Source organism: Virgibacillus salexigens (assembly GCF_000723585.1).
GTDB classification, from domain to species: Bacteria; Bacillota; Bacilli; order Bacillales; family Amphibacillaceae; genus Virgibacillus; species Virgibacillus salexigens.
The window spans coordinates 33,201-46,602 of sequence record NZ_CCDP010000004.1; the positions used below are offsets into that span (position 1 = coordinate 33,201).

At 36.5% G+C, this 13,402-nt stretch carries 8 protein-coding genes and 2 pseudogenes; 5 read left to right on the forward strand and 5 right to left on the reverse strand.

Going from position 1 to position 13,402, the window contains the following annotated elements:
* Positions 1-108: 108 nt before the first annotated feature.
* Positions 109-261, reverse strand: a pseudogene (locus tag BN990_RS23295) (helix-turn-helix transcriptional regulator); the annotation flags it as partial.
* A gap of 480 nt (positions 262-741) precedes the next feature.
* Here BN990_RS23295 and BN990_RS20705 point away from each other — a divergent pair.
* The 3 genes from BN990_RS20705 to BN990_RS20715 all read left to right on the forward strand — a co-directional run bounded on the left by BN990_RS20705 (position 742) and on the right by BN990_RS20715 (position 4,098).
* On the forward strand, positions 742-1,683 hold the full coding sequence (locus BN990_RS20705) for an aminoglycoside phosphotransferase family protein (protein ID WP_038247368.1): 942 nt from the start codon (positions 742-744) through the stop codon (positions 1,681-1,683).
* A 69-nt stretch (positions 1,684-1,752) separates the two neighbouring features.
* On the forward strand, positions 1,753-2,439 hold the full coding sequence (locus BN990_RS20710; protein WP_021290692.1) for a DUF421 domain-containing protein: 687 nt from the start codon (positions 1,753-1,755) through the stop codon (positions 2,437-2,439).
* Between the two features lie 480 nt (positions 2,440-2,919).
* Positions 2,920-4,098 carry a bis-aminopropyl spermidine synthase family protein gene (locus BN990_RS20715; protein ID WP_038247375.1) on the forward strand — a complete coding sequence of 393 codons (1,179 nt, stop codon included), beginning with the start codon at positions 2,920-2,922 and terminating at the stop codon, positions 4,096-4,098.
* Positions 4,099-4,164: 66 nt separating this feature from the next.
* On the opposite strand, the gene BN990_RS20720 is transcribed toward BN990_RS20715, so the two are convergent.
* Entirely contained in the window at positions 4,165-5,346 is a 1,182-nt protein-coding gene (locus BN990_RS20720; protein ID WP_051170061.1) for an MFS transporter, read from the reverse strand.
* A 357-nt stretch (positions 5,347-5,703) separates the two neighbouring features.
* Between BN990_RS20720 and BN990_RS20725 the strand changes: the two genes are divergently transcribed.
* Entirely contained in the window at positions 5,704-9,888 is a 4,185-nt protein-coding gene (locus tag BN990_RS20725) for a GH92 family glycosyl hydrolase (protein ID WP_074436718.1), read from the forward strand.
* 20 nt (positions 9,889-9,908) lie between these two features.
* On the opposite strand, the gene BN990_RS20730 is transcribed toward BN990_RS20725, so the two are convergent.
* Positions 9,909-10,478: a macro domain-containing protein gene (locus BN990_RS20730; protein ID WP_369759872.1), complete on the reverse strand. Its 570-nt coding sequence runs from the start codon at positions 10,476-10,478 to the stop codon at positions 9,909-9,911.
* Positions 10,479-10,653: 175 nt separating this feature from the next.
* On the opposite strand from BN990_RS20730, the pseudogene BN990_RS23300 reads away from it, so the two are divergent.
* Positions 10,654-11,130: pseudogene (locus tag BN990_RS23300) on the forward strand (DUF6157 family protein).
* On the opposite strand, the gene BN990_RS20740 reads toward BN990_RS23300, so the two are convergent.
* Complete coding sequence (locus tag BN990_RS20740) at positions 11,114-12,463, reverse strand: gluconate:H+ symporter (protein ID WP_021290685.1); 1,350 nt, start codon at positions 12,461-12,463, stop codon at positions 11,114-11,116. The pseudogene BN990_RS23300 and the gene BN990_RS20740 overlap by 17 nt on opposite strands.
* A gap of 76 nt (positions 12,464-12,539) precedes the next feature.
* Complete coding sequence (locus BN990_RS20745; protein ID WP_021290684.1) at positions 12,540-13,220, reverse strand: GntR family transcriptional regulator; 681 nt, start codon at positions 13,218-13,220, stop codon at positions 12,540-12,542.
* Positions 13,221-13,402: the final 182 nt, after the last annotated feature.

Here is a 13,402-nt window from a genome sequence, read left to right on the forward strand (position 1 = left end):
GAAAAAATGAAAAATTAGTTTAGCGAGAGTGCTTGGATACTCCCTCAAAAGCCCCATACAAATATAGCGAAGATGATTCACCAACTTATTATTAATCACCACCGTAAAAAATAATGCGTCCACTCGAGTATTTAGCACAAAAGCAATTTGAAATGCTAATTTTAGTGTAGGGTTATATTTACTGTTTTCAATTGCATTTATGGTATGTCGAGAAACGCTACATTGCTTCGCTTTACGTAAACGTTTCATTTGATTCTTCATTTAGTCTCCAAACCTTATTTTAAAAAAAACGTAAGCTAAGTAAATAAATAATAGAAATACAGCAATGTAGAAACGAAGACCATTCCTTCGTTGATTGATTCAATAGCTTACTTTACCAATCTTAATAGTAAACAAAATAAATATAACCGAAAACGTGTAAGATTACGCCTTCATAAATTATCGAATGTGCTTTTTGTATAGGTATTTCTCATTTCTACCCATTCCTCGTTATATATATCCGTAATGAGTTTACTCACATCTATATCGTCCGTTTTTGCTTGAAATACTAATTCGCAATCTTGGCATTGCACTAAATGGAATGTTGGATACGAATAATATTCGCAAATAGTTTCTGAATCACAGAGATAGCATTTATTGGTTCCATTCTCATATACGACATTTACATCAAATATCGTACTCTATGAGAGTGAAAAAGGTGTATTCGGCAATAAAGGAAATTCCAAAAGAAGGTGAAATGAAATGAACCGTCTAACTTCTATGTTAAAAACATACTATAATTTAGAATTACCAACGATACAAGAACAAAAAGGAGGTTGGGCTTCGCTTGCTTATAAAGTGTCGATCGGAACTGAGGCCTACTTTCTAAAGGTCTATGAAAAGCAACGGGCTTCCACGCCAAAGTATACAGAGTTAATCAACGATTATGCACCAGTCCTTAAATGGTTAGAAGAAAATACGGAATTAAATGGCCATCTTCCAGTCCCTATTTTAACAAGGAATGACAGTTATACCTGTGAAGATGATCAAGCCGTATATATGGTATACAACTATATTGAGGGGGATACGATTGGTGATACAAAATTATCGCAATCCCAAATCATCCATCTTGCGAAATTACTATCCAAATTGCATACGTTTGGTGAAAAAGAAATACCCATGAACTTATATGCACTCAAGGAATCGTATGATCTTCCGTTTTTAAGTCAGCTAACCAAAAGTTTGAAAGCAATAGAAAAGCTTCCAACTGACATTAGAGAACTGCTATGGTTTTATCAGGATCCTTTGGAGCAGTTACTATCTGAAATGAAAAGGTTAGCTTCGTCATTAAAAAATGCCAAATTAACGATGAGATTGTGTCATACAGATCTCCATTATTGGAATTTAATGCAGACATCTAATCAACTTATTCTAATTGATTGGGAGGGGTTAAAACTAGCACCTGTCGAAGCAGATTTAATGTTCTTTGTTGATAAGCCTTACTTTAAACAGTTTCTAGATGTTTATCGACAGAGGCATAACCAGTTTAAAATCAATGAATCCGCTCTTCAATTTTATCAACTTCGCAGAAAACTAGAAGACATCTGGGAGTTTCTCGAACAGTTGATGATTGATAGACTGGAAGGAAGAGCAAGGCAACACACGATAAACATATTAAAAAAAGAATTAAGTACCTTAATTTAATACAAGGATATTTCGCGGTATAAAAATCACCTCCCTTCGAAATACTTGTACTAGATGGAGGTTGAGCGAATGAGTGTCTTTGAATTACTATTAAAGATCGTGGTATCTTTTCTCGTATTGCTATGTTTAGCTAGATTGATGGGAAGAAAAGAAATTAGTCAAATGACATTTTTTAATTTTGTTTCCGCGATGACGATTGGTTCCATAGCTGCAGATACAATTATGAATCAACAAACTCATTTACATATCGGAATGATAGCTCTTATTGCATGGGCTTTATTTACAATACTGATGGGATATTTGGATATTAAATCAAAGAAGGTAAGAAAAGTGGTGAATGGCCAGCCTATCACAGTCATAAAAAATGGGGTACTGCTGGAAAAGTCCTTGCGCAAGACAAGATTAACGATTGACTCTCTGCAATCTTTATTGCGAGAGAAAAATATCTTTTCGATAAATGATGTGGACCAGGCGATTTTTGAAACAAGTGGAAAGTTATCGGTATTGCAAAAACATTCGAAGCAGCAGCTCTCAAAAACGAAAGATAGCCCTGAACCAGTAGAAGTTATTTCAAGTGGAAAAATAAATGTAACTAATTTAGCTAAATTAAATTTGGATATCCCTTGGTTAGACCGGCAGATTCAGGAAATTGGCATTGCTACCATATCGGAAATCACTCATGCAGAAGTAGAACCAAAGGGCTCTCTTTATATTCAGATAAAGAATAAGCCAAAAAATGAAAGGAAGCAAAGCTAATTGTATTGTTGATGTATTTATGTTATGCTTACGACAACTCTATATGAAGAGGAGATAATTTCATGTTAACAGGTGTTTTCAACTAATTCAGTAACTAAATAAGGTTAAAATTCACTTCATTTTATTTGAGTAAATATAAATGTTTTTTCGTGATGAATTTTTAACCTTCTGAATTAGCAAGAACAACGGTTAATTTGTCTTTATTTCTATCGTGAAACCCAAATCCGTGCTGTTCGAGTACGGATTTTTCTGCTTTTTAGGGGTTCTCTAAGTCAAAGACGGCGAATGGCGTATGTTCATTTGCTGTCTTTTTTACATTCGAGTGGAAGCGATAATTATAGAGGGAGCAAGGGATGGTAGAAAGTTACATCCAGTACAACAGTTACGCCTTTTACAATTTAAAGGAGGAATGAATGATGAATGTAGAAAAGCAAGTTAGCCGATGGAAGGAAAATAACGAGATTATATGGAGGTATCATGATGATAAAGGTGATAGAACAGGTAAATGGAAACCTTGATTTAGAAGAAGGTTCTCTTGTAATTGAACACTTGATGATTGAATGTTTTTTAACTCCTGGAATTTCCACGAAAATATTGGCCAGAAAGGTTTTATTACCAGTGCCTGTTACAGTTGCAATAAAAAAAGAGTTAATTGAAAATGGATTATTAAAGCAGGACAGAGGAGTACGGTGTACACAAAAAGGAAAAGCCCTTGTTGAACAATCGTTGGACTATAAAGGATTAGATAAACAGCTCCATGAACGGTTATTATCAAGACCAGATAACTTGGAAGCTGATTTGGACAGTATTCTTATCATTCTTCATGATTTGTTTTCCAAACGTCCCCAAGTAAATGTGCAATTAGATCAGTCTTTGTGTACTCCTGAAACAAGCTTACGGAGAGCTATTCTATGTTTAAGTGAACGTTCTCTTATTGGAAAGCGAATATTATGTGTGGGCGATGATGATCTTGTAAGTGTAGCTATAGGTTTACTTCTACAAAAATTATTTCCTAGGAAATCGGAGTTTCATACATGGATTGATGTAATGGATATTGATACTCGTTTTCTTGCATTTATTAATAAAATTGCAAAGGAAAAAAACTTACCAATTACATGTATAGAGCATGATATGCGAAAACCAGTCGCTAGTGCGTATGTCAGCAGATATGATTGCTTTCTTACTGATCCGCCCTATACTTTACAAGGGATGGAACTATTTGTTTCACGGGGAGTTCATGCCTTAAAGAGGCAGAGTGGCATGCCTATTTTCTTATCATTTGCACACAAATCACCAGCATTTATGCTGAAAATGCAGCAAATATTCATTCGTTTAGGATTGAGTGTAACAGCTACATTACCTCAATTTGATCATTATCTTGGTGCTCAGATGATTGCTAACCAAAGTCAGATGTTGATTATGAAAACAACGACTTCAACCGAGATACCAATTGATTTATTACAAGAATACCAAGACCCAATATATACTGGAGAAATGAAGCAGTCGTTTCGTATTTACCGATGTAAAAGTTGCGGGATAGAAAGGAAGGTAGGGGCCAACTTTCCGTTTAAAACAATCGAGCAGTTAAAAGAAAGTACCTGTCCAGTTTGTTGTAACAATACGTTTCTTTTAATCAAAAAAAGAACAGGAAATAAATAATCAAGCGGATAGATACTTGCTTACAAAGCGGTATCTATCCTGTCTTATTAGTATAAATAAGCTATGTTATTGAACCGACTGTTCCTTATTGTCTGTTTTGATACATTTCCATACCAAAAGGAGAAGGAAAACCCCAATTATTCCCATGACCATATAAGTCAGGTTTAAGAAATGATTCATCGTCATCGATATAACCGGAGGACCTAAGGCAACTCCGATGAATCTACAAGAGCTGTAAAATGAAGTAATGGTGCCACGTTCCTCTTTCTCAATTCCTTCAGTTATCATTGCGTCGAGTGTGGGGAGTATTGCTCCAATGGCAGTACCTAGTAACGAGGTAATGATAAGCAATAGGATTAAGTTATTACTTGTGTAGCCTACAAAAATAACGCTTACAGAGGAAATGATTAAGCTTAGCATGATTACGCTTTTCATAATCTTTAAATTACCTTTAATTGTTCTACCTGTAATATAAGAAGCAACACAAAGGCAAAAGAGAGGGATAGCTAAGACAAACCCTTTTTTTACATCGTACAAGCTATGTTGTTTTTCAAAAATATCCGATAAGAAAAATAATACCCCAAATAAAACAAGCATTAAATGAATCCCAATGAAAAAGACGGTATAAAGCCATTTACCATCATTTTTAAAGATTGTTTTTGTCTTTTCATAAAACGTTCTAAATCGCGGTGGTTCTTCCTTCTGTTTTGGAACCTTTATAAAGAAAAAAACAAGAACAATTGAAATTAGGCTGAAAAAAGAAATGGAGAAAAACGGTAAAAACCACAAAAATGAAGCAAACAGTGCTCCGAGAATAGGACTTAGTACTTTTCCAAAAGTATTTGATGTTTCAACGATTCCTAAACAAGAGCTTGTCTTTTCATCATCATCTTTATAGAGATCACCAACTAATGGTAAAATGATCGGTGCTGCTCCAGCAGCGCCAATGCCCTGCAAAATACGACCAACGATGATCCATGAAAACGGATCAGCCATTCTCCATGATGCCATACCAGCAATAATGCCGCCAATCATGGCTAGTATTAAACTAGGTAAAATCACGATTTTTCTTCCATAACGGTCAGATAAGTAACCAGCTACCGGAATAAGAAAGATGGCTGCAATCGAATAACTGGTAATGACCATGCTGGATTGAAAAGAAGTGATTCCGACCTTGTCTTCAAATATAGGTAAAACAGGAATTAGCATCGAATTACCTAACGTCATTACTAGCGGAATGGATGCCATGCTTACAATGCACCATTTGCTTACTTGTTGGTTGTTTTCTTCGTTTATCACAATAGACACCTCATTCTTTCCTACTTCATATAATTCCAATTGATTTGAATTCCTATACGAATGAAAATGTATGGTAAATCATGCTAAAGCTATCATTACAAATTCCTAGCCTAGTCAGTCATTACTAAATTCTTGTAGTTATATAGCCCATGAGCATAGAAAAATCCAGCTTTTCATAAGAAAATCCTAAAAATAAGTTGTATTCTGAAGGGAGATTATAACATGATGTTTGTAAGCGTTATCAATAATGGAAGGGGGAGAGATTTTGAGTAACCATACTATTTAAACCTGGGAGGGAATGAATCATTGAAGTTTTATCAATTTAAGAAGTATGGTAGGTATGCGTTTTTTGCAATCCTCTTAACTTTGCTTCTTACATCAGCAAGTAATATGGTGACTCATGGACAAGAGATGGATTTTTTTACTTCATTTGAAGAAAATGACAGAACCCCTACGTGGGAAAATACAGTTGAGGTGGATAGAGAGGGGGACGAAAAAGCATCAGGTATTGATGGCAATATTGATGAAGATAGAATCCAAGGGGATATAACAGATAAAGTGCAAAGCATTACAGCAAGTGCGAATAATCCCCCAAACGAAATCGAAGAAAAGTTAATCGATAATGATCAAAATACGAAATGGTTGGCATTTGAATCCGATGGTTGGATAGAGATGGAATTATCTGAGAAGGAGAAACTTGTAAAATATGCGTTTACTTCGGCAAATGACTCTCCAGAAAGAGATCCGAAGCAATGGAGCGTCTTTGGTTCCTCGAACGGTGAAGATTGGGTCGAAATTGATTCGCGAGAAAATCAATCTTTCGAGAACCGATTTGAACGGAAAATTTATACCTTTGAAAATAATCGGGCGTACAAGTATTATCGTTTTGAATTACGAGAAAATCATAGTGGTGATATTATACAATTGGCCGATATTGCCCTTTCCAATGGGGAGGATACTCCGGAAGAGCCACCAACCGATATGAAATCGTATCAAAGTGATGGACCACCAAGGTCTTATACAGCAAAAACGAATGTCGGTTGGGAAGGATTAAAGGCATTTACGTATGAGGGTACACATCTTTCTAAAGGAAGGGCGTATTCCTATAATAAGGTGTATGATGTTGATATTCCTGTAACTGCTGAGACAAAGCTTTCGTACTTTATTAGTCCATTATTTATGGATACGAAGGAAAATGATTATTCAAGTACGTATGCTTCCATCGATCTTGCCTTTAGTGATGGTTCTTATTTAAGTGAACTAGGAGTGAAAGATCAGCATGGAGTTGTACTCCATCCGACCAAGCAAGGGAATTCCAACACACTCTACCCAAATCAATGGAATTATAAAGAAGCAATGATTGGGGAGGTAGCTAAAGGGAAGACAATCAAAAGAATTTTAGTTGCTTACGATAACCCAAATGGACCGACAACCTTTAAAGGATCTGTTGATAATATAAAAATCGGCGATGCAATTGATGAGGAAGCAGATAACTTTACGGATTATGTTAATATTTTAAGAGGCACTCAATCAAATGGTACATTTTCTCGGGGGAATAATATACCGGCAGTAGCTGTACCGCATGGATTTAATTTTTGGACACCAGTTACAGATGCTGGCTCTACCAGTTGGCTGTATAGTTATCATCAAGATAATAATGAGGAAAATCTTCCAGAACTAGAGGCATTCTCCGTCAGTCATGAACCAAGCCCATGGATGGGAGACAGGCAGACCTTTCAAGTGATGCCTTCAAGTACGGAAGGAGAACCGACAGCTGATCGATCAGAACGTGCATTAGCTTTTCAGCATAAAAATGAGATCGCCAAACCACATTATTATAAAGTAAGCTTTGAAAATGGCATTGTCACAGAAATGGCCCCAACGAACCATGCAGCGATGTTTCGTTTTACGTTCCCAGATAATCAATCGAAGCTAATTTTCGATAATGTAAATAATAATGGTGGATTAAGCTTACATCCCGAATCACAGAGTCTTTCTGGTTACTCTGATGTTAAAAGTGGCCTCTCAGCAGGAGCGACAAGAATGTTTATCTATGCAACCTTTGATAAACCGATAGCGGAGTCGAGCAAGCTTCCAGGAAATGATCGAGATAATGTGGCGGGTTATTATAAATTTGATATTGGAAATAGCAAGGAAGTTAATATGAAAATAGCTACGTCACTAATTAGTGTGGAGCAAGCAAAGAAGAATCTACAGCAGGAAATATCGCAAGAGGATAGCTTGGAAGATGTAAAAGAAAAAGCAAATCAACAATGGAACGACAAGTTACGTCGAATTGAAGTAGAAGGAGCAAATTATGATCAACTAACTACCCTGTATTCGAATATGTATCGCTTATTCCTATATCCCAATATAGCATATGAAAATGTTGGCTCGGTGGCAGAACCAGTATATCAATATGCAAGTCCTTTCTCTGAACCAGTTGGTGAAGATACACCTACAGAGACTGGTGCAAAGGTGAATTATGGTAAACCATATGTGAATAATGGGTTCTGGGATACTTATCGAACAGCTTGGCCTGCTTATACATTATTAACTCCACAGAAAACCGGAGAAATGATCGACGGATTTGTTCAGCATTACAAAGATGGTGGATGGATTTCTAGATGGTCTTCTCCTGGCTATGCAAATCTGATGGTAGGTACAAGTTCGGATATTGCATTTGCAGATGCCTATACAAAAGGGGTTAAGAATTTTGATGTGACGTCATTTTATGAATCGGCATTAAAAAATGCCGCGGTGGTTAGTCCGAGTCAGGCTACTGGAAGAAAGGGATTAGAAACGTCTATCTTTAATGGTTATACCAGTACGGCTATAAGTGAAGGAATGTCTTGGTCCATGGACGGTTATATCAATGATTTTGGCATTGCAAACTTCGCGCGAGCGATGAAGAAACAAGAAAATGGTACGAATCCATATTATGATCAGCTGGATGATGACTATCTGTATTTCTTAAATCGTTCCAGACAGTATCGGTACCTCTTTAATGAACAAGTTCAATTTTTCATGGGAAGAGCTGAAGATGGAAAATGGCGTGAAACAAAAGAAACCTTCGATCCACGAAGTTGGGGAGGGGATTATACAGAAACAAATGCTTGGAATATGGCATTTCATGCTCCGCATGATGGACAAGGTTTAGCGAATCTTTATGGAGGCAGGGAAGGACTTGCTAATAAACTAGACGCATTCTTTTCCACCAAGGAGACAGCTACGTATCCAGGTCATTATGGTGGTGTTATTCATGAAATGCGTGAAGCAAGAGATGTAAGGATGGGCATGTATGGCCATAGTAATCAACCTGCTCATCATATTGTATATATGTATAATTATGCTGGAGAGCCTTGGAAGACCCAAAGCAAAGTAAGGGAAATCTTATCTAGACAGTATATCGGTAGTGAGATAGGTCAAGGTTATGCAGGTGATGAAGACAATGGTGAAATGTCTGCCTGGTATTTATTAAGTGCTGGAGGAATTTATCCTTTAACGATGGGAACAGGGGAGTATGCCATAGGAGCGCCTTTCTTTGAAAAAATGACGATTCATTTAGAGAATGGGAAAGATTTGGAAATTCTTGCTCCTGAGGTTAGTGATACGAATAAATATATTCAAAATGTCACTATAAATGGGGAAGATCATAATAAATTAACCATTTCCCATCAAAGAATTTTGGAAGGTGGCACCATCGAATATGAAATGGGAAGTGAACCTTCCGATTGGGGTACATCAGATGAAGCCTTGCCTAATTCTATTGTAGATACGAAAACAGATGGTACGACTATTCCACTTCCCCCAATGCATGATTTAACCGATAACAATAAATATAGTGGTATTACTAACGAACAGAAACGTTTATTTGATAATGCATCCACAACGGAATGGCATATAGATGATCAAGTAGCTCGTATTCGAACAGAATTTACGAATGCCCCTTTGCAAGCTGAGATGTATACCATCACTTCTGGAGAAGATAAAAAATATGATCCAATAAGCTGGGTGTTAAAGGGATCTAATAATGGGCAAGATTGGAAGATAATTGATTCTAGAGAAAATGAGTCATTTAAATGGCGTAACTATACACGTTCATTTAAAATAGAAAGTCCAAATAAATACAGTCACTACCAGTTGGAAATCACCAAAAACAATGGCGCTGACCGTACAACCATTTCAGAAATCGAATTGCTTGGCTACGATAATCTGAATCAGATCTTCGAGCAAATAACCGAACAGTTAATAAAATTCCAGAAAGCTGAAGATTTGAACAAGGGGATGGCCGACCAAATTATCCATCAATTAGGCAATGTGGAAAAGCATGTTCAAAAAGGGAAAATGGAACAAGCAATTAAACAAACTCGCAATTTAATACAGCATATAGAAAAAAGGAAGAAGCAAAAGAAAATAGATGAATCAGTCTGCAAGCAGATAGAGGCAGAATTATACAGCCTGATTCAGCTAATACAACAAAAGAAATAAGGTCAAACCCGGCGTGTACTTCACGTCGGGTTTATTATCTTATCTAGTTCTGTTTTATAAACGTAATAGTCATCTTTAGAAGATAGTGTCATCGTTGCCTCTCCGAATCGATGGCTTTGTAGATACTGACCAATGGAACGGATCGCTATTTGTGCAGCTCTATCTAGCGGATAACGATAAATACCAGTCGAAATAGAGGGGAATGATATACTTGATAAATCGTAGTTACTTGCTAATTGCAATGAATTTATGTAACAATTCATTAATCTTTGATCTAATGTCGAGGCATTAGACTCATTCCACACGGGACCTACGGTATGGATTACATAGGCTGCTGGAAGTTGAAATCCATTTGTTATAACTGCTTCTCCAGTAGATAATCTTTCCCCATGAAGTTTTTGTTCACGGATGGTTTTGCAAGCTTGTACTAATTTACTCCCAGCAGCTTGGTGAATAGCCCCATCAACACCTCCGCCCCCCATTAATGTTCCATTTGCAGCATTAACAATGGCATCGGTGTTTTGCTTTGTAATATCAGCGACGGTTAGCTCCAATGTATTACCGTTGATTTCAACTTTCAATCTCTTCACCTCTTGGTTCACTGTTGTACTCATGGAAGAAAACGGATCTTATGTCCAGTATAAGAAAATATATGGATGAAGCAGGTATAGGCTAAAGAGATATAGAAACGTATAAAATATAAAATTGGGCTTGGTCGAATACGTAGTGATGAATTCTAGAATACTGAATGGGGGGTGATTTGCCATGAGTTATAAAAATACGTTTATTACTGTTTCGGAGGATTCCACAGCTACTTCAGGGATGGAACCAACTCCAAGAAACAATAAACCAACGATTGCATCAATTGAGTACGAACTAATGAGGGAAAATCCATATACCTATACTCAAGTGGATGTACAATTTCAAACGTAGCTTATTAAGAACAACATTGTCCAGAGGAAAATAGAAGGTATAAGAGAAGCATTCTTTTCTAAATCAAGAGCTTGTTTTCGAGCTTCCCCATTAGTAAAGAAATTTGGTTGGGGTATACATTATGATGAAGATGGAAGAATTGCCATTTACGAAGTTAACAGTAGTTCGTATAACCAATTTCTTCAACAAGAAGGGACGAATATATTAAAAGGAATGCGTTCAAAAAATAGAGTGGTTACCTTCATTTTATTAAAAGACCGAGAACCTGGATTCTCGGTCTTTTATAATGCAATTAAACAAATGCGCTGATCAATAGTATGAACACAAGACCACTTACCGATATAATCGTTTCAAGCATGGTCCATGTCAAAAAGGTTTCTTTAACTGTTAAACCAAAGGACTCTTTTATGATCCAGAATCCGGTATCGTTAACATGTGAAGCGATTAAGCTTCCTGCTCCAGTGGCTAGTACCATTAATGCTAAGTTTACGTCTGTACCTGCCATTAATGGAATTACTAATCCTGCGGTCGTCAAGGCAGCGACTGTTGCAGAACCTTGAGCAATTCTTAAAACAGCAGCAATTAACCAAGCAAGAATGATAGGAGAAATCGCACTTCCTTCAAAAATCTGAGCAACATAGTCACCTACACCGCCGTCAATTAATACTTGTTTTAGAGCACCACCTGCACCAATGATTAATAACATCATGGCAATTGATCTTACTGAACTTTCGGCTGAAGCCATTACATCTTTCATTGGGATGTGTCTTGCCACCCCCATTGTATAGATTGCTAATAGAACAGAAAGTAACATTACCGTAGAGGGTGAACCTAGGATTTCAATAAAATCGAAAAACCAGCCTGTTGCCCCAATTCCTTCTTGGATTAACGAAACGATCGTTGATAGCATCATCAACAAGACAGGAAATAGTGCAGTAAATGCACTTATTCCGAAGCTAGGTGTTTCTTCTAATTTATATTGTTTTGCATCACCAATTTCAGTAAGGCTTCCACCTTCTATTTTTTCAAAAGCAGAAGGGACGAGCCTCTTAGCGATTTTTGCATATAATGGCCCAGCTATTAATGTTGTTGGAATAGCAACAATAATCCCGTAAATGAGTACCATACCTATGTTAGCGTCATACTCTTGAGCAATAACGGTTGGTCCAGGATGTGGAGGCAAAAACCCATGGGTAACCGATAATGCGGCAGCCATTGGAAGACCAAGTGATAAGAATGAAACATTGGTTTGTTTTGCAATTTGATAAATAATTGGAATTAACAATACTAATCCTACTTCAAAGAATAAGGCAATACCAAGAATAAAGGAGGCGATAACTACTGCCCATTGAATATTCTTTTCACCAAATTTATTAATTAGCGTCATGGCAATACGTTGTGCACCACCAGCGTCAGCAATTAGCTTACCAAGAATGGCTCCAAGTCCAAATACTAAAGCAATACTTCCTAATGTTCCACCCATTCCTGATTCAATTGAAGCGACAATTTCATTTAATGGCATACCTAATGCTAGAGCAATTAAGAATGCTACAACTACTAATGAAATAAATGTGTTTATATTTAATTTCATAATTAAAAATAGTAATACAAGCACACCTAGTGCGACGATAAGTAACGGCATATTTATCTTCCTTTCTCTGTGCAAGATAAGCAATACGTAACCCTTTTCACGAATGCTTATGTTTATCTAGTTGAGTTTATTTTGTCTCTCTTTCTTTTTCTAGCATATGCTGTGTATGGAAGTTTTGATAGATTGCTTTAGTTAGTAATTCTCTATCCTTGTTTTGAATAGCTTCAATGATCGAAATATGATTACTAACAATACGTTCTGCGTCTTCTGGTTTATCAATAAACCGTCTTCTCATTGATAGCAGAATAAAGCATTCCATCACTGGTCGTAATTTAGACCATAGAAGCATAATTTGGTTATGATGTATCGTTCTAATTATGGTTTCATGAAAGTCCAAATCTTGTATAGTAAGCCCTTCGGCATCTTGATACTTTACCGAAATACGCATCATTTCAATAATTTGTCTTAACTTCTTTATTAAATCATCATTTTCCGATTCGATTACACGTTCAAGGACAAATGACTCGATCATTTTTCGGATGTCATACATTTCTTCGATGTCGTTTTCTGAGAATCCTATTACAACAGCTCCCATCCTCTCTAGTTGAATTAATCCATCAGAAGAAAGAACTTTAAGTGCTTCCCGGACAGGTGAACGGCTAGTACCGAATTGTGAAGCTATTTTGTTTTCAGAAATAACGGAACCGCTTTCAATACGGTCAGAAATAATCTGCATACGTAATTCAGCAGCTACTCTTTCTCCAATTGATGATTTATCTAACCATTCTTTTGGGTAAAGCGTATTCATTTTAGCATTTCTCCCTAAGACTAATATACTTGTTTATCTTGTATACAAGTATATTACCAGATAATCTAAGAATTTGTAAACCCTTTATTCTTCTCTAAAATAAATTTATAGAATAGCATGTGAAGTTCCAGCTAATTAGTAGTTTTACAAGGAAAATAGCATTGAATTACTAGAAAGGCTTT